This window comes from Clostridium sp. 'deep sea' (genome assembly GCF_014931565.1).
Classification (GTDB): Bacteria; Bacillota; UBA994; order PWPR01; family PWPR01.
The window spans coordinates 3,551,094-3,577,946 of record NZ_CP063353.1 but is presented as its reverse complement, the minus strand read 5'-3'; the positions used below and the strand labels follow the sequence as shown (position 1 = coordinate 3,577,946).

General features: G+C 30.0%; 26 protein-coding genes and 2 pseudogenes. 4 read left to right on the top strand and 24 right to left on the bottom strand.

Going from position 1 to position 26,853, the window contains the following annotated elements; genetic code table 11:
* Positions 1 to 624: 624 nt before the first annotated feature.
* The 4 genes from IMX26_RS16530 to IMX26_RS16515 form a co-directional block, all read right to left on the bottom strand.
* Entirely contained in the window at positions 625 to 825 is a 201-nt protein-coding gene (locus tag IMX26_RS16530; RefSeq protein ID WP_279324872.1) for a cold-shock protein, read from the bottom strand.
* 236 nt (positions 826 to 1,061) lie between these two features.
* Positions 1,062 to 2,399 carry a HAMP domain-containing sensor histidine kinase gene (locus IMX26_RS16525; protein ID WP_195159460.1) on the bottom strand — a complete coding sequence of 446 codons (1,338 nt, stop codon included), beginning with the start codon at positions 2,397 to 2,399 and terminating at the stop codon, positions 1,062 to 1,064.
* A gap of 4 nt (positions 2,400 to 2,403) precedes the next feature.
* A complete protein-coding gene (locus tag IMX26_RS16520; protein ID WP_195159459.1) occupies positions 2,404 to 3,066 on the bottom strand; it encodes a response regulator transcription factor in 663 nt (220 codons plus the stop codon).
* Positions 3,067 to 3,452: 386 nt separating this feature from the next.
* A complete protein-coding gene (locus tag IMX26_RS16515; RefSeq protein WP_195159458.1) occupies positions 3,453 to 4,286 on the bottom strand; it encodes a transglutaminase-like domain-containing protein in 834 nt (277 codons plus the stop codon).
* Positions 4,287 to 4,546: 260 nt separating this feature from the next.
* Between IMX26_RS16515 and IMX26_RS16510 the strand changes: the two genes are divergently transcribed.
* A complete protein-coding gene (locus IMX26_RS16510; protein WP_195159457.1) occupies positions 4,547 to 5,272 on the top strand; it encodes a FlxA-like family protein in 726 nt (241 codons plus the stop codon).
* Between the two features lie 105 nt (positions 5,273 to 5,377).
* Here IMX26_RS16510 and IMX26_RS16505 read toward each other — a convergent pair whose 3' ends face one another.
* From IMX26_RS16505 to IMX26_RS16490, 4 genes are all read right to left on the bottom strand, one after another.
* Positions 5,378 to 6,520 (bottom strand): aldo/keto reductase, encoded by a 1,143-nt coding sequence (locus IMX26_RS16505; RefSeq protein WP_195159456.1) that lies wholly within the window; start codon positions 6,518 to 6,520, stop codon positions 5,378 to 5,380.
* A 219-nt stretch (positions 6,521 to 6,739) separates the two neighbouring features.
* On the bottom strand, positions 6,740 to 7,441 hold the full coding sequence (locus IMX26_RS16500) for an alpha/beta fold hydrolase (RefSeq protein ID WP_195159455.1): 702 nt from the start codon (positions 7,439 to 7,441) through the stop codon (positions 6,740 to 6,742).
* Positions 7,442 to 7,445: 4 nt separating this feature from the next.
* A complete protein-coding gene (locus IMX26_RS16495; RefSeq protein ID WP_195159454.1) occupies positions 7,446 to 8,042 on the bottom strand; it encodes a TetR/AcrR family transcriptional regulator in 597 nt (198 codons plus the stop codon).
* Between the two features lie 140 nt (positions 8,043 to 8,182).
* Positions 8,183 to 8,326 carry a hypothetical protein gene (locus IMX26_RS16490; protein ID WP_195159453.1) on the bottom strand — a complete coding sequence of 48 codons (144 nt, stop codon included), beginning with the start codon at positions 8,324 to 8,326 and terminating at the stop codon, positions 8,183 to 8,185.
* Between the two features lie 298 nt (positions 8,327 to 8,624).
* On the opposite strand from IMX26_RS16490, the gene IMX26_RS18220 reads away from it, so the two are divergent.
* Positions 8,625 to 8,747: a hypothetical protein gene (locus tag IMX26_RS18220; protein ID WP_279324870.1), complete on the top strand. Its 123-nt coding sequence runs from the start codon at positions 8,625 to 8,627 to the stop codon at positions 8,745 to 8,747.
* A 15-nt stretch (positions 8,748 to 8,762) separates the two neighbouring features.
* On the top strand, positions 8,763 to 10,841 hold the full coding sequence (locus IMX26_RS16485; protein ID WP_195159452.1) for a YcdB/YcdC domain-containing protein: 2,079 nt from the start codon (positions 8,763 to 8,765) through the stop codon (positions 10,839 to 10,841).
* A 118-nt stretch (positions 10,842 to 10,959) separates the two neighbouring features.
* Here the strand turns inward: IMX26_RS16485 and IMX26_RS17995 are convergent.
* The 14 genes and pseudogenes from IMX26_RS17995 to IMX26_RS16420 all read right to left on the bottom strand — a co-directional run.
* Positions 10,960 to 11,499 (bottom strand): annotated as a pseudogene (locus tag IMX26_RS17995) (endonuclease); the annotation flags it as partial.
* A gap of 87 nt (positions 11,500 to 11,586) precedes the next feature.
* Positions 11,587 to 12,060 (bottom strand): annotated as a pseudogene (locus IMX26_RS17990) (methylated-DNA--[protein]-cysteine S-methyltransferase); the annotation flags it as partial.
* Positions 12,061 to 12,063: 3 nt separating this feature from the next.
* A complete protein-coding gene (locus tag IMX26_RS16475) occupies positions 12,064 to 13,518 on the bottom strand; it encodes an AlkA N-terminal domain-containing protein (RefSeq protein ID WP_195159451.1) in 1,455 nt (484 codons plus the stop codon).
* Positions 13,519 to 13,666: 148 nt separating this feature from the next.
* On the bottom strand, positions 13,667 to 15,028 hold the full coding sequence (locus tag IMX26_RS16470; RefSeq protein ID WP_195159450.1) for an MATE family efflux transporter: 1,362 nt from the start codon (positions 15,026 to 15,028) through the stop codon (positions 13,667 to 13,669).
* Positions 15,029 to 15,043: 15 nt separating this feature from the next.
* The gene (locus IMX26_RS16465) at positions 15,044 to 15,490 is read right to left on the bottom strand and encodes a MarR family winged helix-turn-helix transcriptional regulator (protein WP_195159449.1); all 447 of its coding nucleotides are present in this window, start codon (positions 15,488 to 15,490) and stop codon (positions 15,044 to 15,046) included.
* A gap of 166 nt (positions 15,491 to 15,656) precedes the next feature.
* Entirely contained in the window at positions 15,657 to 16,109 is a 453-nt protein-coding gene (locus tag IMX26_RS16460) for a GyrI-like domain-containing protein (RefSeq protein ID WP_195159448.1), read from the bottom strand.
* Positions 16,110 to 16,172: 63 nt separating this feature from the next.
* Positions 16,173 to 16,931, bottom strand: a complete 759-nt coding sequence (locus IMX26_RS16455) for a GNAT family N-acetyltransferase (RefSeq protein ID WP_195159447.1) — start codon at positions 16,929 to 16,931, stop codon at positions 16,173 to 16,175.
* Between the two features lie 91 nt (positions 16,932 to 17,022).
* Positions 17,023 to 17,850 carry a transposase gene (locus tag IMX26_RS16450; RefSeq protein WP_195159446.1) on the bottom strand — a complete coding sequence of 276 codons (828 nt, stop codon included), beginning with the start codon at positions 17,848 to 17,850 and terminating at the stop codon, positions 17,023 to 17,025.
* Between the two features lie 127 nt (positions 17,851 to 17,977).
* Complete coding sequence (locus IMX26_RS16445; RefSeq protein ID WP_195159445.1) at positions 17,978 to 18,838, bottom strand: ARMT1-like domain-containing protein; 861 nt, start codon at positions 18,836 to 18,838, stop codon at positions 17,978 to 17,980.
* Between the two features lie 251 nt (positions 18,839 to 19,089).
* Positions 19,090 to 19,296: a hypothetical protein gene (locus tag IMX26_RS16440; RefSeq protein WP_195159444.1), complete on the bottom strand. Its 207-nt coding sequence runs from the start codon at positions 19,294 to 19,296 to the stop codon at positions 19,090 to 19,092.
* 10 nt (positions 19,297 to 19,306) lie between these two features.
* Entirely contained in the window at positions 19,307 to 20,308 is a 1,002-nt protein-coding gene (locus IMX26_RS16435) for an ABC transporter permease (RefSeq protein ID WP_195159443.1), read from the bottom strand.
* Positions 20,309 to 20,318: 10 nt separating this feature from the next.
* On the bottom strand, positions 20,319 to 21,425 hold the full coding sequence (locus IMX26_RS16430) for an ABC transporter permease (protein ID WP_195159442.1): 1,107 nt from the start codon (positions 21,423 to 21,425) through the stop codon (positions 20,319 to 20,321).
* A gap of 1 nt (position 21,426) precedes the next feature.
* Positions 21,427 to 22,281 carry an ABC transporter ATP-binding protein gene (locus IMX26_RS16425; RefSeq protein ID WP_195159441.1) on the bottom strand — a complete coding sequence of 285 codons (855 nt, stop codon included), beginning with the start codon at positions 22,279 to 22,281 and terminating at the stop codon, positions 21,427 to 21,429.
* Complete coding sequence (locus IMX26_RS16420; protein ID WP_195159440.1) at positions 22,274 to 22,933, bottom strand: TetR/AcrR family transcriptional regulator; 660 nt, start codon at positions 22,931 to 22,933, stop codon at positions 22,274 to 22,276. The genes IMX26_RS16425 and IMX26_RS16420 overlap by 8 nt, the downstream gene beginning before the upstream one ends.
* A gap of 374 nt (positions 22,934 to 23,307) precedes the next feature.
* On the opposite strand from IMX26_RS16420, the gene IMX26_RS16415 reads away from it, so the two are divergent.
* Positions 23,308 to 25,407 carry a YcdB/YcdC domain-containing protein gene (locus tag IMX26_RS16415; RefSeq protein ID WP_195159439.1) on the top strand — a complete coding sequence of 700 codons (2,100 nt, stop codon included), beginning with the start codon at positions 23,308 to 23,310 and terminating at the stop codon, positions 25,405 to 25,407.
* 35 nt (positions 25,408 to 25,442) lie between these two features.
* On the opposite strand, the gene IMX26_RS16410 is transcribed toward IMX26_RS16415, so the two are convergent.
* Together IMX26_RS16410 and IMX26_RS16405 are read right to left on the bottom strand one after the other, a co-directional pair.
* A complete protein-coding gene (locus IMX26_RS16410; protein ID WP_195159438.1) occupies positions 25,443 to 26,219 on the bottom strand; it encodes a hypothetical protein in 777 nt (258 codons plus the stop codon).
* A gap of 142 nt (positions 26,220 to 26,361) precedes the next feature.
* Positions 26,362 to 26,829, bottom strand: a complete 468-nt coding sequence (locus tag IMX26_RS16405; RefSeq protein ID WP_195159437.1) for a hypothetical protein — start codon at positions 26,827 to 26,829, stop codon at positions 26,362 to 26,364.
* Between the last annotated feature and the right edge of the window lie 24 nt (positions 26,830 to 26,853).

Below are 26,853 nucleotides of genomic sequence, written 5' to 3'. Positions count from 1 at the left end.
GCTTTAGCTACCATGTGTTGCTAGCTTTTTTGCAGTACTCAATAAACATGTTTATATTATCATCTAACATACACTAGAATTGTGTTATAACAATTTAAAAAAACTGTTATAATTGGCTGATTATTTAGTACTACCATATTTATAGGTATGTAAAATTTTTTATAATAATGTATACAATATTATAGCTGAACAAGATATTACCTCAAAAAACAAAGAGGTAAGCCCTTATTTAATAAACATATACATATTACATATATGAAATTAATATAACTAAATTACAACAAGCTACTTAACATGGCTTAAATTATCAATTATAGTTAAAATATATAGTTGCATAGATAATTATTTGAAATTTGATATAAGACACAACAACATCCTAGCTTGCATTCATGTTTATAAGCCTAAAAACACCCTTACAAATATTAAATTTAATAAAGACGAGTAAATATATTGCTATTAAGTTTTATTTGATTACACGTATTTATTTACAATACAGTTTACATACTTAGTTCTATAAGCCTAGTCTCATATAAGTGCATTGTAATGAGATTAGGCTTTTTTTTATATAAAACAAAAAAAGTGATTTTGAGTAAACTCAAAATCACTTTTTATTATATAGTTTTATTATTGAACAACATTAATTTCTTCAGCTTGTAAACCTTTAGGACCTTCAACTACTTCGAAAGTAACCTTTTGGCCTTCTTCTAAAGATTTGAAACCACTACCATTGATTTTAGAGTAATGAGCGAAAACATCTGTTCCATCTTCACATGTGATGAATCCAAAACCTTTATCTGAGTTAAACCATTTTACTGTACCATTCATAATTATAGTACCTCCCAATTTTTTTTCTTAAATTTACTAAAAGAGATAACCGATACAATTCTTAATTAGGATGATACTTATATGAACACCTATTAAAAATATTCATGTTAAACTAATTTACTAAAAATTTAAGCACTCACAATTTAGCATTATTCTTGCTATTTGTCAAACTAAGATAATAGAATTTTGCTACATTTTGGCACATAAACTGCTAAAATAGCTGATTTTATTGGTATTTATACTGCACAAAAGCCATTTTTAAATATTATTATGAACTCCACTCCTGTTGCAGTGTTGTGAGCTTTTATGTTTGCATCATGTACTTCTACAACTCGTTTTACGATAGCTAAGCCTAAACCAAAGTTTCCATTTTTGTCTTTTTTGTAGGAATCAAATAATTCCATAGGGTCATCACTTGAAAATTTTTCGCCATCGTTAGCTATTTTAATTATTAAATTATTTTTTGTGTTTATTTCTATACATACTGCACTTTTAGCATACCTAAGCTGATTGTCTAAAATGTTTTCAAAAGCAATTAAAAGTGCCTCACTATCACCCATAATCTCAACGCTCTTCAAATTTAAATGCCATACTAGCTCTGGTCTTATTACTTTAAATTTTGCTACCAAGCTTTTTAAGAGTCTATCTACTCTTATTATGTGTTTATTATCATTAATTCTTAATGAGTGATCTAGGGTATTTAACCTAAGTAATTGGGTTATGCGTCGTTCTAAACGCTCTGATTCTTTTTTAATAACTAGTAAAGACTCATCTAAAGAGGTTACCCCTACTCCATCCATAACAGCTTGAGTATAACCTTTTATTATCATAACAGGGGTCTTTAAATCATGCGACACAGATTGCAAAAACTTTCGATCTCGCTCCTCTGCCACTCTTAGTGACTCTTTCATATTGGCTAAAGCCTCTGTTAATATGCCAATTTCATCTGACTCTATTTTTGGTACCTGTACATCCCAATTACGTTTAGATATTTCATTAGCAAATTTCTCTAGCTCTTTTATTGGTCTAACCAGTCTTGTTGTTGCCAACCTAACAGCAAAAAAGCTTACTATCAATAAAAATGATAACGGTAAAATTAATTTCCAACTAAAAACCAAATTTGGCAATACAGTGTAATATACATCGGCTTGGGTTTTAGTGGGGTTCCATACCACATAGTAAAAGTATGAGTCAAAACCTTTTGTTATTTTTCCTTGTGTATCATTGTTGTTTAGAGATATTTTTTCAGCAATTATATTTATAGCCTTTTTACGGGTTAATCTATTTGCTAAACTAAATCGGTTTAAACCATGAGGGGTAACAAAATAGTTATTGTTTTCCATTTTCACACTAAACAAATCTACCCATTGTTGCTCTTGTTGCATGTACAATGAGTAATCTTGTTGGTTTTCGGTATTTTTAGCTACATCATTTAAGCGTTCATAAACAAAACCCTCATTAAATTTACCAGCTATTAGTATGTTCATTATGAAAACAAGTATGAAGATAATGCCTACAATTTTGGCCATCTCATACCATATTTTTAGACTAATTGATTTAAACCGTTTATTCATGTTTTTACTCCACTTTTAAGATATAACCGTAACCATAAATTGATGATAAAGGTAGTTCAGGAACCTTTTTGCGTAAACGTTTTATGGTATCATCTACTACTCGCTCTGATCCAAAATAGTCTGCTCCCCAAACTTTATCTATAATTTGGGTACGGCTAATAGCTAATCCTTTATTTATAACTAGGTAGTTTAATATATCAAATTCTTTTACAGTTAATTGAATCTCTTTATCATTGCTATTTATGGTTCTATTTTGCCTGTTAAAATTACATGTTCCTATCTTTAAAATGGTATTTTCTTTGGGTAATCGCTCTTTTTGTAATATTCTATTAACCCTAAGTACTAGTTCTCTGGGTAAAAAAGGCTTAGGTAAATAGTCATCGCTGCCCATTTCTAAACCAATAACTCTATCTAACTCGGCACTTCGAGCTGACATAAAAATTACAGGGATGTTTGCGGAGAGCTTTTTAATTTCATTAATTAACGAATATCCATCTATTCCAGGCAACATAATATCTAAAATCCATAAATCTGGTTTATCTTTAATATGATTTTTGGCTTGTAAACCATCTTCAAAAGAGGTAACTTGATAACCAGCATCTTTTAAGTATGATACTAGTAAATCTCTTAAAGCTTTTTCATCTTCTACTAAATATATTTTACTCAATTCATTCACCACCTTGTTTAGACTTATAAAAGGCTTTATATGATACATTTATTATACCTTGTTAAGTGTAGTTTTCACCATCAACTACTTTATTTTCGTATTTTATTATTTAAATATTATTTACTTTAAATATTTGACTTTGATTATTACACTTAGAGTTATTTTGCCTTGTATAGTATTATTAATATTGCCTATGTTCATTTTACCTGTTAAAACTACCTAAATCACGTTTTACTCATGTGATAATTAAGTGATTTTTATGGTTTTTATACATTAAAATGAGAGCCTTAAACAAGTGCTCTCATTAATAGACTTTTTAATTATAATATAAATAGTTTATTATGGAAAAAACATAGCTAGTATATATTAAAAAACATAATTAGGGTTTATAGTTTCGGCAATAAACACAAGTCATTATTGAGTATATCTTGTAGCCTACTATAGTTTTCATTGCAGTATTGCATTAACTTAGCAAGCTCAAACAATAATTTTTTTTCATTAGTTGATAAGTTTTTAGTAGCCTCATTATAGCTTGTTTTTCCGCTCCAATAAAGTTTATTAGTAATTGGGGTTTTGGGATTATACCAGTATTCAGCTTTGCATAAACAAAGTAAATCTAGGTTTAAATACATTATAATATATGAAAATCCCCAATTATCATCACAACCAAACTTTAAGGCATCCTTTTTACCTGATAAACAATCTAAATATACATTGGCAACATAGCAAAACTCACTTTTATCAAAATCTATTTTGAGAAAATCAGCATCCAATAATACCCACCTTTGCTGCTGTTTAATATAACACTCACAAATAAAATGATCTATATTAATTTCTTTAACAATATAGGGAGCAAAACCTGCTCGTGCTCTTGCAGGTATACCTTTATGTCTCAATATTGATGTTAATAAAAGGGTAAAACCCCTACAGGTAACAATTACTTTTTCATTATTTGCTCTAGCATTAACTAAGCTGGTATTGTTCTTTTTTGCTAATTTTTTTAAAATATCAAATACTGTTTTTGGTTCGTTATTCCATATTTCAGTTTCATTAACATTGATATCTGAATATTTTGAAAGCTTAGAAGGATGGATTAAGAGGTTGTTAACTATTTTAACTATACTACAAATATCGTTTGGAATATCACTGTATAAATAAGCATATTGGTGAGGATTTGTATAGGTTGTTTGCTTTATATAGTTGCTAATAAATGTATTCATATAAGCTCCTAACTAAAGATATTTTTTTTATAATAATCAATAAAAATATATTAGTCAACAATAAATATACTTTAAAATACTGTGTAACAACAGCATTGTTAAAGCTATATTTATTTTCGAAATTAAAATTAATTTGAACTATAAGTAATTTATTACATATAAGAAAAATCTAATTTAAAATAGGATTTAAAGAATATTAAAATGTTACCGAAATATTTTGTAGTGAATAATAGTAAATTTTTTGTTTAGGGAGGAAGTTAATGAATATTACAGCAGTTTCAAGCTCAAATAAATTCTGTTATTCTACAGATAATAATATAAAAATACTTGAAAAGCAGAAAATGCAGTTGCAAAAGCAGCTAAAACAAGTTAATGAAAGTAAAATGGACCCAAAAATAAAGCAGGAGAAAATCAAAGCTATACAAGAGCAAATTGAGTCAATTGAAACACAAATTCAGCAACAAAGTAAAAATAAAGTAAAATGCAATTCTAGTGAATCAAAAACAGTAAATATCTCTAATAATGAGAAGAAACAAATACAAAGAGTAGGAACTGTAGCAGATATAAATTCAGCACATATGCTTTCTGCAGTATCAGGATACTCATATTTACAAACTATGGGTAAGGTACGCACAGAATTAAAGAACAAGCTGAGGATTGCAACCAGTAGCGGTAAATATCCAGCAGCTGGTCAAAGCATTGAAGAGAAAATTGATAATCTCGAAGATAGTATTATTAAAAAATCTAATAAAATAAATAATGATTTAAGAAAAACTGCCAAGAAAGTGGAAAAAACAGCAAATCAAGATCTTAAAAATACGGAAACAGCTAAAATCAATAATAACGATAAAGATGAAGTCAAAAAGAAAGTTAATGGTACTGAAAATACTGATAACCAAACAATAAAGCCTGTTGCCAATAACAAAGTAGCTACTCAAAGAAAAAATTCTGTTAAACAGACATCAAAAATTGATATACTAATATAAGATTACTGTAAAAAAACAAGGTTAGGGTAAATTTTGCACTTTTTAAGTAGCACTTTTACCTTAACCTTTTATTTTTTTAAATTTATTTTAATGGTCTCAAATATTTTAAATTGATAATAAGCCTATTGCTTCTCTTTTTTCTGATAATTTTTCATGAGCCTCTTTTAATTTTTTAATTATGTTTATTTCTTGTGGACATTGTTTTTCACAGGCACCACACTCTATACATTGGCTAACATCTGTTTTATTAGCAATCATTTCGTTTTGATAATACTGATTATCTATGTGGTTAGGAGCTACTGAAATTTTATTATATAGGCTTAGTATTTTAGGTATGTTAATGTTTTGCGGGCATGGCAAACAGTATTTACAGGTAGTGCATGGAACAGCATAGCTTTTTAAAAATGCCGTTTTTATATTTTGCAGTAGTTGTTGCTCTTTAATGTTTATGACATTAGTTTCAGCCTTGCTAAATATTTTAATATTATCTTTAAGTTGCTCTATATTGCTAACTCCACTTAATACAACCGAAACCTCGGGCATATTATACAAGTACCTAAAACCCCATTCTGCTATTGAGCGTTTTACAGGAAAGCTATTTATTAAGTCATGTACTTTTTGAGGAGCATATTTAACAAGGTTTCCACCCCTAAGTGGTGACATTATTGAAGTGGGCATATTATAGTTTTGGCTAACATATTTTAACCCTTTAACCCCAGCTTGAATGTCGGTATCTAATAAACCTACTTGCAAAGTCATTAACTGAAAACTATGGTTATCTATTACTTGTTTAAGGTGTTCAAAAGAGCCATGTACTGAACAACCATGGTATCTTATTTTGCCTTTTTTCTTCATGGATTCGAAGAACTTTTTATAGTTTAGCTTTGCTACTTTATGGTATTTTTTAGCATCAATATTATGAATTAAGTAAATATCTATGTAGTCTGTTTGTAGTTTTTTAAGCTCTATGTCTAGGTATTTTTCGAGGTCTTCATACTTTTCACAACTAGCTAAGGGTGATTTTGTTACTAATATGGCTTTATCTCTATAGCCATTTGTAAGTGCTTTACCAACAATTTCTTCGCTATTGCCATAGTAATAAGCTGTATCTAGGTAATTAACTCCGTTATCTAAGGCATACCTTATAAGCTTTATAGCAGATTGCTCTCCATCATCAATGAATCTGACACATCCTAATCCAAATCTTGACGCCTTTAAACCAGTAGCACCTAAGGTAACATACTTCATGTATTTTCCCTCCTATATTAGACACTAGTTACATATAGTAACTAACTTAATTATATTTTATATTGTTTTAACACACAATAAGTTAACTAAAATAATAAAAATCACTAATCTTATTTGCAAAACAGTATTAATAGCTTTTTAAATAAAATTAAGGGCAAAACATTTTACCAATATATTTTACCCTTAGTTCTTATTTATTTTATTTAGTGATTCAGAGAATTATTTAAAAAATTGTGTAATTAGTTTATTTAATTTCTCAAAGTGATTATAAGGTATGTCATGGCCAGCATTATTTATTTCTATAAAGTTACTCGATAACTCTTGAGCTGATTGTTTTACAACCTTAACCTCATTAGCACCTACTAATACCCTTGTTTTTTCATTATTTACTTTACCAAACTTAAAACTCATATTTTCTTTATAAATATTTTTTAATGATTTATAGCTTAAAAATTTTGAGGTTACAAAATAATTTTCAAATAACTCTTGTTTAATATTAAGTTGGCTAGCATTTAATTTGGCATACCATTTATATTTAACAAAAGGCATTGAGAGCTTTATAAAAGGCTTTAGGATTTGGTACATCAGTTTATTTGGCTTATTTAGGGTGCTTATAATTATGGCTTTTTCTATTAACAACTGCTGCTGAGCTAGTAAGCTAATTTGAGCCCCTAGGCTAAAGCCAACAAGGTATACTTTAGCTGTACAATGGTCTTGCATAAGTTCTTTAAGCCTGTTTATTTCTGTTTGCATGTTAACAAAGTGTTTATTATCTGCTGTATGGCCAAGATAGTCGAAGGTAATTAGTTGATAATCTTTAAGGTTTTTTATTTGTTTAGTCCACATCCACTGACCTACTCCTGCTCCATTTAAAAAAATTATTGTATCACTTTTTTTTTTATTGTATATAGAATAATTCATTAAATTACCTCCTCATAACCCCAAACTTTAAGACCTCTACAAGCATATCTAATTTAGCTAAAATATCTTCAATTGTATTTGTGTTTTTAATGCTAGCGTTAATACCTGTACTTATCCACTCATAAATCTCTAACATTTGCTGTTTTGAGTAGTGATAGTTTTTAAAATTTATCCCTTTGAGCAATTGATTATGATAATTTTTTAATACCTCATTTTTTAAGCCAATCACTCTTTTGTAAACCACTGCCGAGTAGTCAGTTAAGCCGTTTAAAATAAAGTTATATACGTGTTCATTTTGCTGATAGTATAACAAACTTAAGTGTGCTAACTCTTTAATTCGCTCTAAAAAATCTGTTGTTTTTGCATTTAAGTTATCTGCTTGATAGCTTACTAGCTCGTTAAGGTATTTTTGATATAAATATAAATATAAATCCTCTTTTGAGTTTATATACTTAAACAAACCTCCTTTAGAGATTCCACTTTGTTTAACTATATTATTAAGCGATGCTTCATAATAAAAGTGAGCTGAAAACTCTGCTAAAACTGTTTTTTCGATTTTTTGTCTTTTGCTTTCTGCTATTACAAAATACTGTTTTTTCAATTACTTCACACCCCCAAAGAGACCACGCAGTCTCTACAACAAAGAATACTACTAATTTACTTGTTAGTCAAGCAAAGTCTTTAAAAAAAACAAAAGCCCCTCTTTAAGCAGAGTGAGCCTTTATCTTTATGTTTATGTATTTATTTACTTCCACAAATTTTACATACTTTTTGACCATCTGCATCGGTCCACATTAGTTTTACCCCAGTTCTATTACATACTGGGCATTTTCCTCTCCATCCTGGAGTTTTTTTAATATTTTTACCTCTATTAGTTTTACCCATAGTGTCCTCCTAATAGTTTTTTTACTAACAACTAATGTTGTTAATAATTTTTAAAAATATATCATTATTAAGCAAATTAATCAAGCTACCTCATTATTATGTAAATTTTTGTAACACAATATTAATATTATGATGTTTAAGTTACTGTAATGGTTATTATTATTAATTCTATACTGCTGTATTGACTAGAATAAGCTTAGTTAATTATATATTTTATTAATTTTTTTAATATGATACTTAAGATACACGCTATTAATAGTACTTTGTTTTAGTTGTTTTAGTTGTTTTACTGCTATTTATGACAATAAGTAAACCAGAACTTACTACCGATAGTATAACGGTAGAAAATTTACTCAAAGTACTAATAATAAACCATTATAATGGTAAAATTTATGATAAAATAATAACTGATAATACATAAAAGGAGTTTATTTAAGTGAAAAAACTATTGTCATTTATTATAGTTATGATATTAGTAATGAGTTTAACAATAACAGCTTTTGCCCAAATAAATACAAATGAAGCAACTAAAATAACCGAAGATCAGGCTATAATTAAGGCAATTAATTTTATTAAAACAGGCTGGAATTATAGTATTAATAGAGATGAAAAGGTAACTATAAATTATAAAAAAAGCTATTTAAATATTAAAAATGATACATGGGATATTAACTGGACTATAAAAAATGATTTACATACCTTATATTTAAAAGTAGTAGTAAATACTTTAACAGGAAGTATTGAAAGGGCTGTATTTGATAAGCACCCCATAGTTAACTGTAATACTCAAGAAAAATGTAATATTACTACTTTAACTGAAGCCAAAGATATTGCAGACAATTTTTTTAAAAAAGTAAATTACAGTATTTATAAACAAACTAAATATAAAAATTATGTTTTAGACGAAGCGTACAATGATTTACTTAACTATAATTTTGCCTATTTAAGACAATATAATGGTAAATGGGTGGTAAGCAATGAGGTATTGATTGAAGTTAATGCAAACACAAAAGAGGTTACTAGTTATTCTTGTTGTTGGGATAACAAGGCTGTACTAAAGCCTATTAAGAACAATATGTCTAAAGATACAGTTAAAGCTTTAATAGAAAAGAGTTTAAACTTACAGCCCAGATACAAACTTGTAAACAATAAAGCTGTTACTACTAATAAAGATTATATTGTAACTTATTCTACAACTTTACCAAATGCCTATGCTATTGATGCTGAAAAAGGCGTTCTTATTGATGAAAACGGTACAATACGAAACTATGAAGCAAGTTTAGATATAAGTAAGCAACAAAAAGAACAACTTTTTACAGAAGTAGCGATAACTAATGCCACAGAACCAACCAAAAAAGAGGTAGCTAATTACTTTATTAACAACTACTTAAAATATTTTTATGGCAGTAATTTTAAGGTTATTAGTACTAACTATGTTGGTAAAAAAAATGTTTTATTAAAACAACTATGGCATAGTGAATTTATATTTACTAAAAATGATGAGAATATTACAGGTGACATATATATAGATGCTTTAACTTCGCAATTGCTATATGTTTTACTTGATAATCCACCAAATATTGAACTAAATGATGTCCAATGGAGTAGTTGTTATAATAAAGCGCTAGAGGTTGTGTCTAAATTTTATCCTCAAAAATTTAAAGAACTAAACTGCCAACAATCTTTAATTAATAAAGATCATGGTGTTTTTACTTTTACTAATATTATTAATGGAATTGAATATCCCTATAATGAAATAAGCATATTTATTAACCCAAAGGATTTAACTGTTTTTGCTTTTACTTGTAATTGGAATGATGCTGAGAAATTGCCTAATAAAAATATAATTACAGCAAAAGAAGCCTTTGAAAGATACCTAGAAGACTATAATTATGAGTTATGTTATGCCAAAGTTAATACCAGTAAAAATATAGATAAACCTACCTATGAGTACAGATTGGTTTATAGAATGCCTCAAAATTATTATTTTAGTAACATCGTTGATGCTGTAGATGGATCACTTCTAGACTTTAATGCCTTATCAACTAGATTAATAGAGGTTCATAAAAACATTAGCAGAGCACAAGCAGTAACAGCAGTTGTAAATAAACTTAAATCTGCATTAAGCAATAACATAGCAGAACTTGAGGAACCTCTATTTTTAGACATAAGTAGAGATACTAAGTATTACCAAGAACTAAAGTTTGCTGTTAACTATGGTTTAATAGATAATAAGGTTGTTGACTTTAACGGTAATGAAGATATTACTAGAATAGAATTAGCAGAGCTTATTATAAGAGCCTTAAAGTATGAAAAAATAGCTAAGGTAAGTAGTTTGTACAAGGTCTCTTTTACAGACAGTAAATTAATCGCTAAAGACTGTTTAGGTTATGCCGCTTTTTGTGATGCCTTAGGTATTATTAAGTCAGAGAATAAAAGATTTATGCCTAATAATCCAGTGAGTGATGCAGAATTAGCAATTGCCTTATGTTACTTATATTATTATTATGAGTAGGTTATATTTTAACTAAATAAGTAAATAAATATTAAAGAGGACTTAGCTTGCAGTTTATTGCTTTGACCTCTTTTTGATATTAGCTATTTATTTAATTTTATTAGCTAATTTTAGATTACTAACTAACATGCTCTCTTTGACACAGACTTAATAAAGGACAGTTAGTACATTTTGGGGTTTTAAAGCAAAACTCTGTAGCGTGTTTTACAATTAATGCGTGATATTCATTATATTTATATAAATCTGGAGCAATACTTTGCTGAAATAAATTTTGAATTTCATTATACTCGTTTGGCAGTTTAAACCCTAACCTAGTTAAGAGCCTTTTTGTATAGGTATCTATAATAAATGAAGGCTTTTTTAAGGCATAGGTTAATATGCAGTCGGCTGTTTCTTTACCTACTCCAAAGATACTTAAAAGCTCTGTACGTAACTGAAGAGTTGTTTTATGTTTTGTGTTTAAAATATTAAAGTCATACTGCTCAAACCAGTCAGTTAAAGCCTTTAGCTTTTTAGCTTTTTGATTATAATAGCCGCTGGGTTTAATGGTTTGGGCTAAGTCATTTATACTAAGTTGTTTTATTAATTGGGCTGTTAGCTCTTGTTTAAAATTACTGATGGCTTTTTCAACATTACTCCAACTAGTATTTTGAGTTAAAATGGCTCCTACCATTACCTCATAGCTATTTTTAGCAGGCCACCAATTAAGAGGGCCGTAATGCTGTAGTAATACATCATATACCTCATTAAGCTTTTCAGTATTTAGTAACTTTTGCTTAATTGTTAGTCCGTGGGCGTATCCTGTTAGTTTGCCGTTGCTACCAATAACCCTATGGCAAGGAATAATTATTGCTAGCGGATTTTTGCCATTAGCTGCCCCAACAGCCCGCGAAGCTTTAGCATTGCCTATGTTGATAGCTAGTTGTTTATAACTAATAGTTTGGCCATATGGTATTTTTAATAACTCTTGCCAAACCTGTTTTTGAAACTCTGTGCCTTGGGGGTTTAGTTTTAAGGTAAAGTGCTTGCGATTACCAGCTAAATATTGTAAAACTTGCTGCTTAACCTCGGTAAAATAATTATTGTTTAGTTGCCATCTTTTACTTAGCGTAAATTTACTGTTAGTTTGATTAGTCTTGAGATGAAGCATTTGTAGTCCTTGCTCATCTCCTACAGCTATAACCTCACTTATAGGGGTGTTAAATATTGAATAATACACTGCTTATTCCTCCATTTTACTAGCATAGTTCCATAAACATAGGGTTGCATAGGCTCTATATGGACGCCATTTTTCTGCTATTTGTAATATTTGTTTTTGGCTTAATTTATGCTGGCTTGGGCTTAAGGCCTTAATTACCCATAAATCACTTGCCGGAAAGGCGTCTACCATAGCTAAAGCTCGCATAGCTACATAGTTAGCGGTCCAGTTGCCTATTCCTTTAACGCTAGTAAATTCATTTATAAACTGATTGTAAGGCTGACTCATTTCTAAAGTAAAAACACCTTTTATTAATGCCTGTGTTGCCGCCATTAGGGTTTGTTGTCTGGTTTTAGTTAAGCCTATATTTGTAATATCTGTAGTTAAAAGCTCTTGAGGCTTAGGAAAAAAGTGACTAAGTGAATTAGGATAATTTGTTGTTGTAATGTTGACTTTTTTTACTAACCTACCTGCTAACGTGGTTGCTGCCTTAACTGTAATTTGCTGACCTAATATAGCCCTTATTACAACCTCATAGGCATTAATAGATACAGGCAAATTAGGTATTTGATTGTTAATTAAACCTTGCTTTAAGATTGGGTCTTTGCTGAAAATTGACCTAATAACACTAAAGTTTGTATATAAATCAAATAACCTCTTTACCTTATTTACTATTGGCATATATACCTTTATATTATCAGTAACAATTTTTAGCTCTAAGGCAGATTTTGCAGGATTATTTGTTACTGTAAAATAACCCTTGATGTTATTTAATCTAAAGGTACGTGAATAGCTATTATTAGTGACCTGTTCAACCCCACTTATAGCTCTTAACTTTAGGTAGCTAAGTATTTGATTGAAGTCAAATGGTTTTTGGTATTTTAGATATAAAACATTATTCTGTGGTACATTGCTACTACTTGTTTTGTTTTTAGTATCAGTTGGGGTTACCCCAAATATATTTTTATAAACCGCATTGAACTGCCTAATAGAGCCAAAGCCGGCCGCAAAGGCAATATTTGTAATAGATAACTGTGAGTTACTTAGCAGCTTTTTGGCAAAAATAGCACGGTGGTATAAAGCAACCTTAACCGGTGGTAGCCCAATGTTTTGGTTAAATAGCTTACGTAATTGGCGATCAGAGATATAAAACTTTTTTGCTAAATCTACCACAGAATTAAAGTTTAAGTAACCATCGTATATTAGTTTAAGCGCTTCGCTTACTATTTTACTTCCATCAATATTACTATTATAATAGTCAACATTTAAATCAGGTCTACAACGATAACAGGGTCTATAGCCTTTATTTAAGGCAGAAAAAATACTGGTAAAGTACTCTACATTGTGTTCTTTAGCTATAGGAGAAGGGCATGATGGACGACAAAACACACCAGTTGTTTTTACAGCAAAATAAAACTTACCATCAAAGTTTTTATCTTTAGTTACTCTGGCTTGCTGATAGCTTTTAATACTACTCATACAATTCCCCCTAACTCTTTTATATAATATAATAATAACTTTTATAGTGCCAGTTTTATAGCGGTTTTCGGATACTGCTTTGAAAAATAGGTATGTAAATAATAAAAACTCACTCATTTTTTATGATGAGTGAGTTTTTATTATTTATTTAACTTGCTATTTTAATATCTTTATTAAACGATAAATTTTTAAACTCCTTATAAACAAATAATGCTGTGATTATAAACGCTATTGTGTCAGCTATTGGTCCTGCTAATAATATTCCTTTAAATTTGTAGAAGTGAGCTAAGATTATTATTAAAGGCATTAATAACAGTACCTGTCGTAATAAGCTAAGCAATAACGACTGCTTGGGCTTACCCATAGCTAAAAAACACGATGATCCTACAAATTGTAAGCCAAGTAAAGGCATGCCTAGTAAAAATAATTTAAACATTTTTGTGCCAACTACAACAAGCTGAGGATCGTTTTTACTAAACAATAACATAATAGACTTAGAGCATATAAAGATTAAAATATAGCCAAGAGTTGTTATAATAGATGCCCAAGCACTTGCTAACTTTACAACCTGTTTAACTCTATTTGCCTTGGCTGCCCCATAATTATAACCTAAAATAGGTTGCAAACCCTGATTAATTCCGTAAATAGGCATTAACAATAACATTGATGTGGTTGTAACTACACCCATGGCTGAAACTGCGATATCACCCTGATACATGCCTAGCCATTTGTTAAGAACAATAGTTACCACACTAGCAGCTAGCTGTGATAAAAAAGGAGCTAATCCTATAACAATTGTTTTAATACTACGGTTAATATTTAATTTACAGTTATGAATACTAAGCTTTAACTTACTGTTGCCTCTTGTAAAATAGCATAAAACTAAAATAGCAGTAAGGCTTTGGGCAATAACTGTACCAATAGCTGCTCCTCTTATTCCTAAATGCATTACAAAAATGAAAAATGGAGTAAGAATAATATTGGTAACTGCGCCTGTTAACATTATTGCCATAGACCTTTTAGGATTTCCATCTGCTCTAATACAGTGATTTAATCCTGAGCCAATTCCTTGAAAAAGCGAACCACTTAAAATTATCTGCAAATACTGCTTTGCATAAGGAAATACCTCACTACTTGCACCAAATAATTTTAAAATATTATTAATATTTAAATAGCAAATTACTGAAAATGCTATAGATATAATTGTAATTAAAACTAGGCTATTATTTAAAATATGCTCAGACTCTGCCATATTTTTTTTACCTAAATTAATAGATATTAAGGTTACTGAGCCAATTCCTACTAAAAGCGTTAAGCCCACAATAATATTCATGATTGGAAAACAGAATGTTACACCAGCTATTCCTAAAGTGGCTACTCCCCTACCTATACAAACTCGATCTACAACGTTGTATAAGGCATTGACTAACATAGCAATAATTGCTGGCATAGAATACCTAAATAACAGCTTTGATACTTTCTCTTGCTCTAGTTTTAAACAATGATTCATAAAATAAATCTCCTTTTATATTGTTTCAATAAAAGAAGTTAACTGCTTAAGATTATTAATCGCTCTTAAGATTTCTTTTTCCTCCACGTTTTTAAGCATTTTACTGAGCTCATTTTCGTACAAGGTTAGTTTAGCGTTTGTATATTCAAGACCTTGTTGAGTTAGTTCAAGCCATCTTTTTCTTCTGTCATCTTTATCTGAAATACGCTTTATTAAGTTAACTTCTTCTAATGAATCTAATAGACTAGTAAGTGCACCTTTACTTAAATCCATACTCTTACCTAAGTCTTTTTGAATAACTCTGCGATATTTTTTTATAACAAATAAAGCCTTTTTTTGATTTTTATTGCACAGTGGTTCATCATTATTGTCTACAGTAAAAATGTGACCAATTCTGTGATGGTAAAGCGTTATATACTCAAAAAAGAGCTGATTTAACTGCCCTACATGATCTTTGTTCATGATTTTACCTCCTGCTTCGTTTGCAACGTAATAGTTTAATTTTAAACTGTTTAAAATTGAACTATTACAGAATAATACAATAAGTACAACAAGTCAATTAAAACTTTAAAACAAATATAAGGATACTACATTACATAGCATCCTTATATATCACTATTAAAATAGCTTATTTTAAGGCAATATAAATATCTATAGTTTGATTATTCATATCTTCGTTATCGTAGTGATATACCTCAAAATCACAAGTAAACTTTCTGTTTAACTGCATTTGCCAAATCTCCTGCCAAGCCTTCATAAGATCGTTTACAGGGTGGCCTTTAATTGTAAATTTGCCATACTTGCCAGCTGGAATGGTAATAGCATTAAGCTCTGGATTTTTATTTTTAGTTACTTCACAACCGCATAGAAAGGTATAAGAGCCTAGTGCATCTGATTCATAATTTGCATAAAGACCAATGCCTAAACTTGTAATTTTGTTATTAATAGAATTCATAATACTCTCATCAAAAAACCTTTGCCAAGTGTTACCTATTACAAATGCTTCTTCTTCACTATTATCAGCTTTTACTGCTAATCCTACAATTTGCATTTCAGTTAAAGTTATAAGCTCATATTTCATATAATTTACCTCTTCAATTAATTTATACTCGAGTAGATAGAGTATATCAAAGCAAATAAGACATCACTCTGTCATATTATGCTTAATTAGTAATTGAGAGAATTTTTTTGCCGTTAAAATTTCATTGGTCTCAAACTTACCATTGAAGTAAATTGCATAAGATGTAAATGGATTAGGAGAATTTTGAGCCTTAAGGTAACTACTAAACTTAATATCTTTAAACAAAATACTGTGATTTTGGGCAATTTTTTTAATAATATTAACATACATCTCTGAATGAGGGCACTGATTAGAGTAATAAACAACTACACCTTGTTTTTGCACAGATGGCTGTTTTACGCATGGTTTAAAACGGGGAACTTGAGATATATTATTCAATGGTAAATACAAAAGTTCATAATAGGGTTTTGCTGTATCACATATCTTAAAACCTTTGTATTTTAAAAAACTTGGATCAGATAAAAACGGCTTTTTTTTAGTTGATGAGAGAGTCACTAAGCCAGCCTTACCCTTAGCTTTAGCATCTGTAATACACTCAGACAAAAGTTGATTAGCATAACCCTGCTTTTTATACTTACCAGATACCCATAAACAATTTATATACATATAATTATCTGCTTCAACAGGTGCAAAAGCTTTTTCGGCAGGAATATATTCAATAAAAACTTTGCCTCTTACTGCTAGCTTTTTAAAAATTAAACCATCACCAAATCTCTCTCGAAGCCAATTCTTTTTTAGCTCAGCTCTTGTATCAGACTCTGAAATTGCACAACAGATATGCTCAGAACTAATATTATAAGAATCAACAGTAATAATCTCCATATATTATCGCCTCCTTCATAACATTAATATTACTACATTGTACTTGACACAAGTGTGTCATATTAACGGGGTCAGGCTAGAAACTAGTAATTTACTTATTAACTATTTTCGATATTGCATGATGAGAAATACCCAAATAATCAGCCAATTCTACTTGCTTCATCGCCTTATTTTTTATTACTTCAATAACAAATTCATTTCTAATATTCCTCAAATCAGGTTTGTAATGTTTTCCCTTTAAAACATCACAATCAATATTATATTTTTCCTCAAACTCACTTTTTATCTTATTAAAAAATTTGGTTATATAAAATCTTTCATTCAAGTCGATATCATAATCTTTAACATTTAATAAATAATCTAACTCAGCTAAAGGCTTAATATCATCGTTCATTTGCATAAATCTTAAATATCTTTTAATCGCCTTATCTTTGTTACTATCAAGCAAAGATAAAGCTTCATCTATACTACATAGTGATGCAATACCAGTACTATACTCTTTATGGCTACTAAACATATAATTAATGTCACTTATTTGTGCTTTAACTGGATTATTATGTATGTACTTAATAAGTACTAATAGGTATTCATCTTTATCAACTAGGATACTCTTATATCTCTGCTCAAAAACATGACCACTTCTATTATATTTTTTATTGTAGTATGCAGTATAGGTTTGCTGTATAAGTTGCATAACTTTACCTAACGGAACTTCAGAAACCTGCATTAACAAATGACAATGGTTGTCCATAATTGCATATGCAAAAATTTTAGCATTATATTTACTTATGTATTTTTGAATGCGCTTTATGTATTGGTGTTTATCTTCGTTATTTAATAAAATATTATCTTTATTATTGCCTCTTGTAATAACATGATATAGGGCTCCATTATAGTGAAGCCGTTGTCTGCGTGCCATAATACACCTCCTGTAGTTAATATTACATACAATATTATATCACAAAATACGTGTTTCTAGCCTGACCCCAAAGTAGAAACTGCAAAAAAAGCAACCTAACATTATTCATGCTAAATTGCTTTTTATTCTAAAAATGTTTTATTACATAAGCACCTTTTTGACAGTTTAAATGGTCTGCTATTGATTGGCATTTGGCTTTTAGTAAATAGTAGATTCGGGGATCGTGTAGGTCGCTCAGGGTTTCATAGTTTGCTTGACCTTTGCAAATTATTAGATCTGCGCTGTTAAATGTTTGTATAAACTCTTCAGAACAGAGCTCTAAGATCGTACCCTGTGCTTCTGCACCATTGTGTATTACTTTTACTAAATCTGTCATGCCTACATCTATAGCATCTTGCATAGTGGCATCATTTACTATTGCAGCGCCTTTTACTACGTAAGTTATCTTATGTTTTGGCATTTGATTTACTAGCAGTTTATCAAAAACTATTTCTCCTGAGTTATCACATAGTATAAGGATGTTTTCTGCTTTATTAACAGCATTATGCAATTCCTGAATACTGTTACATGCTATCTCAGACTCTAGGCTTTGTTGAATTGAATCGTAAATACCCTGTTTTTTTAGAGTTATACCTAAGCCAAAGTCAATTATATTGCCTGCAATTGCGAGTCTACAGGCTGTATCAAAAGGGTTATCACTCTTAGTAACCATTTTTGGCAAATCAAGTTCATAACAAAGGTCTTCTGCTATTTTGTTATATTTTATTTTTAGTTCTTTATAGGGGTCTTGGTTTCCTGTTATTTGTTTAGCATATTTATGGATATGTCGTGCTAAATACGGAGCTGTTTCATTAAATGTTATGTCGCATAGTTGCTCTAAGGTCTTTTTGATTATTTTTTGTTGCAGTTCTTTTTTATTGCTCATAAGTTCAGCTACTTCGACTGACTGACGAACAAGGCAAGGTATACATTCATGGCATATCTTCATTTTTTCCTCGTATCTGTTTAAATGATAGAATAAACTTTTTTGTTATTTTATACTTTATACAGTTTTAATATAGCACAAGTATTCTATTTATGTAAGAACGAGATTCTTACACCTAGACCGCATATTGTCTATTTTAGGTCTTAATTTATTTATAAAGTTTTTTGATAATAAAAGTGTGTTTTTGTGTTTAAAATAAAATAAAGGTTCACCCAATTCAGAAGTGAACCCTTAAATTTATATTTAGTATAGTTTTATTTTATAAACAGCCATACGCCTAAGGCAATAAATCCGGTACCCCAAATGTAAAAGAAGATGTTTGTTCCTGTGTTTCCTAATACCTTTACAAAGGCTTGGATTTTGCCTATGCCCCATAGTTTGGGGGGCTTAGTTATTGTGAGGAAATATACAAATAATCCATAAATCACACATAACAGACCTAACAGTACCTTAATCTTCATAGTGACCTCCTTACTCAAAACCCTTTCGTATTTTTGGCGATAATATAAGGTAAACTACACCTGTTATTGCCACTATTAATCCTGTGTACAGTAATATGTTTTGCCAACTAGCTGTATATGATAATACTGCATTGTTGCCTTTATATGCCCAGTAAAATGGGCTCCAATAAAAGAACTTTTGCCACTTAGAAGCTAACAGTTCAATCGCAACTACGGATGCCGCTAGTGGCAGAAATATTAGTTTTACCCCAGCAGCAGCACTCATAATATCGTCATTTCGAATACCTTCTATAAAACCAATTAACATACTCAGTAATGAGGATGAAGCAATTAATAATATTGCCTGACCTATGTTTACATTACTAAATCCGGTAATTAGTAGCACAGCTATACTACCGATAATTGGTACTAAAATACCCATTAAGCTTTTACCTAGTATAAACTGCATTCTAGATACTGTTGTAACCTGTACAGCTTTAAGGGTGCGGTCAGTTTTTTCTTCTACTATATTAAAGGCAATTAACATACCTCCTAAGGCAGCTGTAAACATCATAATAACGTTTACTAAAACCTTTTTGAGGGGAGGAACAGTTCTGCCAAAGTCCCTTATTTCAGCATTTGTATCTTCTAAACTTATGCCCAAGTCATAAAAAGATTTTAAGACTTTAGCGTATTCTACTACTTCTGCACCTTCATTACCCTGAGTTAAAATATAGCCCCCATTTTCTGCTGGCATAAATCCAACAATGCTATCTCTTTTTTCTACTCTACGCTGCATACTTTCTACATCTTTAAAGAGCTCTACTTTGGCAAAGTTTTTATAATACTCCACTTGGGCCGCATTATCGCCCTCTACTAGTGCTATATTGATTGTTGTATCATTAATTCCTGGCGCAAAAATATTTACTGCAATAGCTGCTAATATTGGAAATACAATTATATATAGCGCCATAAAGTCTCTTAAGTTAACTTTTAAATCACGTAAAAATACGTTCCATATATTCTTTAGCATAATTACCCTCCTACACCGTTAAGGTCTTTTTATAGCGTTTATTAGCTAATAAGAATAGTAGAAAACCACTAACAAAAAAACCTGCTGAGGCAAGTAATACATAAGATGTACTTCCGTTTATCATTATTTCTTTAAAGCCTTGTATCATAGGGTAAGTTGGAATAAACTTTACCCAAACTGGCTGCCAACTGGCTATAAAGTACGAGAAGCTAGGCACTATTAATAACATCATTAGGGTATACATTGTTCCAAATGACTGCATGATATTATCGTAAAAGCTTGCTAATAATAAACCCAATGATGAGGCAAAAAAGCCTGTTGTTAATAAAAATATAATTAGCAATAAATAGTTAGGTTGTAAGCCCATTATTGGTACAACAACAATTAAAGAAGATATAATTGTTGTAAATAATATTACGCCTACTTTACTCAATAAATACTGCCATACAGATGAAGCTGTTACAGCATAGGCCTTAATAACTCCCTCTTTTTTGTCTAAAAAGATATAAGCTGCAATTATAAAAAATCCCATTAAACTACCATTAAACACTAGTAAAGATGGCACTGAGTTTTGTCTGTCATTTAGTATTTTCACTTGGGTGTTAAGGGCAACAACTTTTTGCTGATCCATGTGTTCTTTTAATGCTTCTAGATCCTTTACATGTAAAAGCTGTAAGGCATTTTTGTACCTTTCTGACTCATAACCCTGAGTATAATATCTATAAATCAGTTGCCCTTGCTCATTTGTTGTTACTACAGCACCAAGCTTATTTTTGTCTTTTGCTATCTGCTGTATTGCCTGCTCTGTTTCGAGCAGATAGGTTATTTTTTCTTCGTCTTGATAGAGCTTAGCCTTGTATACCTGTTTGCCACTCTTTATCTCTACATCTTCTAACTTATGATCTAAATCATGCTCAATAGCTCTTTGCATAAAAGCCTCATGAAGTGGGGCTGGTAATTCAAGCGCTACATACTCTGTTGTAGATGAGGTTATTTGCTCTGGTACGGCAAACATTAAAACTACTAGTATAATAAGTGCCATAAATAATTCTATATAAAAGTAAAATCCTTTTGAGGCTAGTTTAAGCTCTTTTTTAAAACTATGCCATAGTTTCATTTTATACGAGCTCCCTTCCTGTCACCTTTATAAAGATTTCTTCTAATGTGGCTTCTTTACTATGCATTGTTTGGATAGAATATTTGTCTATTATTTGTTTAAGAAGCATCTTATCGTTGGCTTCAATTGTAGACAATGATTGTTTTACTACCTGGTTATCTTTTATATACTCAACATCAACAAATTTTTCTCCATATTGCAGTTTAAGACTTTTGGGTGAATCAATTAGTTTTAATTCACCATCTACAATAAAGGCTACTCTATCGCACAGCTCATCAGCAATATGCATATTGTGGGTAGTTAAAAATATTGTTACTCCTTGTTTGTTCTGCTCTCTTATAATCTCTTTTATTTCAGATGCTATAGCAGGGTCTAAACCTGTTGTGGGCTCATCTAAGAACCATAACTTTGGGTTATTAATCATTGATCTAGCAAAGGTTAAACGATGTTTCATACCTTTTGAAAAATCACCGGCTTTAATATTCTCTTTACCATTAAGTCCCACCATTTTTAATAAATCTAAGGGGTTACGGGTTGGCACATCAAACAGCTTACGATAAAACTCTAGGTTCTCTTTAGCTGTCATTTTGTTATATACATTAGATTGTTCAAAAGACATTCCGATTTTGTTAAACATTTTACGTTGTATGTTACGCATGTCATAGCCAGCCACCTCAACCTTACCTTGTTGTAACTGTAGCAAACCTGTTAAAACTCCTTGGGTAGTAGACTTGCCTGCTCCCGATGGTCCCAAAAAACCAAATACCTCACCCTTTGCAACCTCAAAACTTACATCTTTAACAGCATAGTTCTTGTCATTAGCATATGAATGATACAAGTTCTTAACTTTAATCATCACTTTTACCTCCTGTTTGTTTTCCTATCCCGTTTTTAATAAAGTCAATAAATAAATCTACAGTCTCCATTATGTCCCCATCATAATCACTTATAACCATTTCTGTATTTTTTACTACATCAAAGTAATACTCTATGGTTGCAATGTTTAAGGCAGTTATAATATAGCTTACAAACTTTGTATCAATATTAGCTCTTACATTTCCCTGCTTAATGGAATTATTGAGCATGCTTTCTATAAAACTATAGGCATATTTAATTGTGTCGGCTACAGCTTCTTTATATACTGGATGGTCCTTGTTTTTTAGTATTTGATTCCCCAAATAGGCTGCGGCTGAGTTCTCAGCTCCAAATCGCAGTCCACTTATATACATTTCTCTTAATAATACAAAAAAATCTAGCTTATAAGGGTTTTGTAACTTAGGTGAAATATATTTTAGTTTTTTATCAGTAAGTCTTTTTAAAAGGTGTTTAAACAAGTCTTTTTTATCTTCGAAGTATTGATAAAAGCTACCCTTAGCTATTTTGCAGTTTTTTACTATTCGATTTACACTAGCTTTATCATAACCATATTCAACAAACTCATGAGTAGCGATATCTTCAATTAAAAATCTTTTATCTTCTGGCAAATTGTAAAATGTGTCTTTAGGCATTATGTCACCTTAATTCATTATATTTTAGTAGTTAATAGCATATGACTTTAAGGTCATGTGACTTTTGAGTCATGTGACTTTATAGTCACATTATAAGCATATTTGCTACTTATGTCAATAGTCTTATACAAAACAGCTAAAAACACTACTTGTTAACACACTAATATGCTTTATTACTACAATATCTTCATATTAATCCATAATTTTATTGAAGTGATTTAGTAAGTAATTTATAATATACTATATAATTATATGAGGTTGTTTAGTTGTAATATTGCATTTTTTTGGGAACAAATTAAGCAATTTATTAGTCTAAACGTAGTTAAATCTGAATTTAATTGGGTTCATTAAGAGAAAAAATAAAGGAGTCTATTATGAAAAAGTGTTTATCTTTTATATTAATTGTTGCTTTAGTTACCGGCACTATGTTAGTAGCTAGTGCTGCTAATGATACTGTTTTAACAGATATAACTAAGGATCAAGCTGTATCTTCAGTACTTAAGTGCCTAAGAAGCGGCTGGAATGTAAACCTTAATGCTAAGCAGTACCAACCTACTATTAAATTAGTTGCAAATTCAGCTCAATTAGTAAACAATGAGATTGATGTGCGCTGGAATTATACTGAAAACGACACTAAAACTATTGTTCATGCAACTGTTGATGGTGTTACCGGTTTTGTTAACAAAATATTTTATGAGAATTATTTCGTAAACTCTGAAGATAAAAACAAAATATTTACTGCTATGAGTGATAGTGAGGCTCAGAAAATAGCTGAAGATTTTGTTAAAAAGGTTTTTCCCACTAAGTTTAAAGATTTAGAGTTGGTTTCTAGCAAAGTTAGTGCTGGTTATAATGCTATTAATTATGAGTATGTTTTTTATCGTAAACTTAATGGAGCTTATGTTAATAATAATTACATCAGTGTTAGTGTATCTAGTGATAATAAACAAGTAGCTGGTTACACAAGTAAATGGTATGAAAATATAAAGTTTGAGAACAAAAAAGGTATTATTAATAAATACCAGGCCCTAAAAAATGTTAAAGAAAGTATTCCTATAAACTTAAGATACTTTCCTATAATAAGAATTAATGATTATACTACTAAAACTTATTTGCCAATTTATAGCACAACAAGCTTAAATGGCTATGCTTTAAATGCTAAAACAGGTGAAATTATTGATCATGAATGGAAAAAGGCACAACAAACTGAGGTTTTTGATATTACAGCTGAAAAAAGAGCTGAAATTACTAAAGTTAAAAGCCAGTTAAAACAAAATGAGCAACCAATTTCAAAAGAGCGTGCCACTGAGGTTGTTACTGATTACATTGAAGGTATTTACGGACAAGGATACCAAGTAACAGAGTTAACTCTGATAGATAATTCTGACGATAATTTTGCCAATGTAATGTATGAGTGGAATGCATCATTTAAAAAAGAGAACGCCAAAGGCAAATTACATATTAATGCCTTAACAGAGCGCCTACTTTTAGCAAGTGTTAATAACATTGAACTAAATCCTGAAGATATAAAGAGTACAAGCCAAGAGGCTTATAATAAAGCTATAGAGGTAATTAAAGAATATTATCCAGACAAAATTAATGATATTGAAACAAAAATTGAATTAGTAGAACACAAAAATAATCAGTTTGTTTTCACCAGAAAAGTTAATGGAGTTCTTTATCATTACAATGGTGTTGCCATATTATTTGATAAAAACAATACAAATATAAGGTACATTGATATGACTTGGGATAAAAATCCGCCTGAATATTCAGATACTCTAATAAATGAATCAGTTGCAGTTAAAAATTACTTTGAAAACTATAAACCTGAGCTGTACTACGTTTTATACAATACAACACCTGAAAGTGAACAAAAATCTTTTGAAATGCGTTTAGTATATAATTTACCCAATAGCTACTATGATAACTTTATGGTAGATGCAACTAATGGTCAGCTATTAACCCGTAATTTAACCAAAATTGACAGTAATCATAGTACCAACTTTATTAAAGATCAATATATTACAAAATACGATGCTGTAAAATCGCTTTTAGGATTTAAAGAATATTATGTAGGTAAATTAAATAATAGTGAAAATATAGAGTTAAAGTTTACTGATATTGGTGAAAACAGTAGCTATTATGCTATGTTACAAAATGCTTGTCAATTAGGCATGGTAGATAACACCGAAACAGCCTTTAACGGGCAAAGTTTTATAACTAGAACAGAGTTAGCTAAAATGATGATTAAGTTATTAGGTTATGATAGATTTGCAGAACTACAAAATATTTATAAACTATCATTTGCAGACAGTGGTAAGATAAATAAAGATGATTATGGATATATTGCTTTAGCCGTTGGATTTGGTTTATTACAGCCTGAGAATAATAATTTAAATACTGAAGATTATGTTAACAAACTAGACTTATTAATTGCATCTTATAATTTAGAAAATCAATTTAAAAAATAGTTAAAAAACTCGCTCTAGGAGCGAGTTTTTTTATTTTAACTAACTATGCTTTGCCAATACTTAAAGAAATTTTCATAACCTTTTTGGTATAACTCAGTAATATCTCCACCACCATTAAGATAGTCAACAATTGTGAACAAACCACTAATAGATATGTATTTGCTCCAATATGAACCAGAATTACCGTCAATTAAATTTTGCTGAGTTATTTCAGACTTTAATACTTCTTTAAGGGTGTTATATACTTGTTGTTTATATTGCACATATTGTTTATCACTATGTAAATCTTTTAATTTTAAAAACGATACATAGTGGGCAAAACCCTCATCAAAGAGCATTTGTTTTAATACTTCTTTGCTGTTTAAATTGCAGTTATAAAGCTGAAAATCTCGGTGGATAAGCGTATGAGCTACTTCATGAGTTATAATTCCATTTATAACATGTGCTGGGTTAGTTATATTAATTAACCTTTCAACATCAAATACCATTACATTATTACCACTTTGATCTTTCCTAACAAAGGCATCATATGGTTCTGGGGCTCCTACTATTAACATAGCTATTTGCTCAGTTGTTGAGTTTAATCTATCGCCAAATAGAGCTGTCCATACTTCATTATTTGTTGGCTCAAAGTTTTTTAATTTTTTACTTATTAAAGAACGATTATTTATTATTTTATTAAGATGTTTTAGTGGTGGATCTGCAAATAAATGTTTCCCCTCAACAATTTTATTAAAAATCCAATGTTTTTCGATTTCAACTGTTGACTTAGTACGTATGTATTCATCTATAAGTGTGGTATCTAATAACATAGTTTCTCCTTTCTGTACTTATTTAAAATGTTTACTTAATTCTATCATTAATTTTAATTAATACAAAAAGATTATGAGATTATTAATAAATTTTATTGCAAGTTAATTGAGGGGCTGATATGGTCACTACAAAAAATAAAATTTAACCATCTAAAGCCATAAGCTTAACTATTTTTTGAGGGATTTCTATGCCAGTAGCATAACAAAAAGCTACAATTTGTCCTACATGCATTTGTTCATGACTTATCATTGCAGAAAAGTGCTGAACAATATTCCAAGGTTCCCCATGCCATATTATAGTTTTTGATTCACTACAACATTCAAGTAACTGTAATAGTTGATTGTCTAGTTTACTCATTTTTGTTATTAAACCCAATTTTGATACATCTTCTACAGGTAAAATATTAAACTGCATTTTACCACTATTAATAGCATTAAGATAACATTGCTGTATTTGAATTAGTTCAATACATTGTTTTCTAATAGTGTTTAAATATTTCCTAGGAAATAATTTGTCGAGATCTGTATTACTAACTAAGTTTATAAAGTCTTTTACTATTTCTCTACCATAGTTCCAGTTATTTAACAAAGCTTGTAGTGATTTAATCATAATTAATCCTCCAGTATTTACTTT

What these genes read in the sequence shown, in the direction of transcription:
- IMX26_RS16530 (WP_279324872.1), bottom strand. Translation starts at nt 825, where the DNA reads ATGAATGGTACAGTAAAATGGTTTAACTCAGATAAAGGTTTTGGATTC.
- IMX26_RS16525 (WP_195159460.1), bottom strand. Translation starts at nt 2,399, where the DNA reads ATGAATAAACGGTTTAAATCAATTAGTCTAAAAATATGGTATGAGATG.
- IMX26_RS16515 (WP_195159458.1), bottom strand. Translation starts at nt 4,286, where the DNA reads ATGAATACATTTATTAGCAACTATATAAAGCAAACAACCTATACAAAT.
- IMX26_RS16510 (WP_195159457.1), top strand. Translation starts at nt 4,547, where the DNA reads ATGAATATTACAGCAGTTTCAAGCTCAAATAAATTCTGTTATTCTACA.
- IMX26_RS16505 (WP_195159456.1), bottom strand. Translation starts at nt 6,520, where the DNA reads ATGAAGTATGTTACCTTAGGTGCTACTGGTTTAAAGGCGTCAAGATTT.
- IMX26_RS16500 (WP_195159455.1), bottom strand. Translation starts at nt 7,441, where the DNA reads ATGAATTATTCTATATACAATAAAAAAAAAAGTGATACAATAATTTTT.
- IMX26_RS16490 (WP_195159453.1), bottom strand. Translation starts at nt 8,326, where the DNA reads ATGGGTAAAACTAATAGAGGTAAAAATATTAAAAAAACTCCAGGATGG.
- IMX26_RS18220 (WP_279324870.1), top strand. Translation starts at nt 8,625, where the DNA reads ATGACAATAAGTAAACCAGAACTTACTACCGATAGTATAACGGTAGAA.
- IMX26_RS16475 (WP_195159451.1), bottom strand. Translation starts at nt 13,518, where the DNA reads ATGAGTAGTATTAAAAGCTATCAGCAAGCCAGAGTAACTAAAGATAAA.
- IMX26_RS16470 (WP_195159450.1), bottom strand. Translation starts at nt 15,028, where the DNA reads ATGAATCATTGTTTAAAACTAGAGCAAGAGAAAGTATCAAAGCTGTTA.
- IMX26_RS16465 (WP_195159449.1), bottom strand. Translation starts at nt 15,490, where the DNA reads ATGAACAAAGATCATGTAGGGCAGTTAAATCAGCTCTTTTTTGAGTAT.
- IMX26_RS16460 (WP_195159448.1), bottom strand. Translation starts at nt 16,109, where the DNA reads ATGAAATATGAGCTTATAACTTTAACTGAAATGCAAATTGTAGGATTA.
- IMX26_RS16455 (WP_195159447.1), bottom strand. Translation starts at nt 16,931, where the DNA reads ATGGAGATTATTACTGTTGATTCTTATAATATTAGTTCTGAGCATATC.
- IMX26_RS16450 (WP_195159446.1), bottom strand. Translation starts at nt 17,850, where the DNA reads ATGGCACGCAGACAACGGCTTCACTATAATGGAGCCCTATATCATGTT.
- IMX26_RS16445 (WP_195159445.1), bottom strand. Translation starts at nt 18,838, where the DNA reads ATGAAGATATGCCATGAATGTATACCTTGCCTTGTTCGTCAGTCAGTC.
- IMX26_RS16440 (WP_195159444.1), bottom strand. Translation starts at nt 19,296, where the DNA reads ATGAAGATTAAGGTACTGTTAGGTCTGTTATGTGTGATTTATGGATTA.
- IMX26_RS16435 (WP_195159443.1), bottom strand. Translation starts at nt 20,308, where the DNA reads ATGCTAAAGAATATATGGAACGTATTTTTACGTGATTTAAAAGTTAAC.
- IMX26_RS16430 (WP_195159442.1), bottom strand. Translation starts at nt 21,425, where the DNA reads ATGAAACTATGGCATAGTTTTAAAAAAGAGCTTAAACTAGCCTCAAAA.
- IMX26_RS16425 (WP_195159441.1), bottom strand. Translation starts at nt 22,281, where the DNA reads ATGATTAAAGTTAAGAACTTGTATCATTCATATGCTAATGACAAGAAC.
- IMX26_RS16420 (WP_195159440.1), bottom strand. Translation starts at nt 22,933, where the DNA reads ATGCCTAAAGACACATTTTACAATTTGCCAGAAGATAAAAGATTTTTA.
- IMX26_RS16415 (WP_195159439.1), top strand. Translation starts at nt 23,308, where the DNA reads ATGAAAAAGTGTTTATCTTTTATATTAATTGTTGCTTTAGTTACCGGC.
- IMX26_RS16410 (WP_195159438.1), bottom strand. Translation starts at nt 26,219, where the DNA reads ATGTTATTAGATACCACACTTATAGATGAATACATACGTACTAAGTCA.
- IMX26_RS16405 (WP_195159437.1), bottom strand. Translation starts at nt 26,829, where the DNA reads ATGATTAAATCACTACAAGCTTTGTTAAATAACTGGAACTATGGTAGA.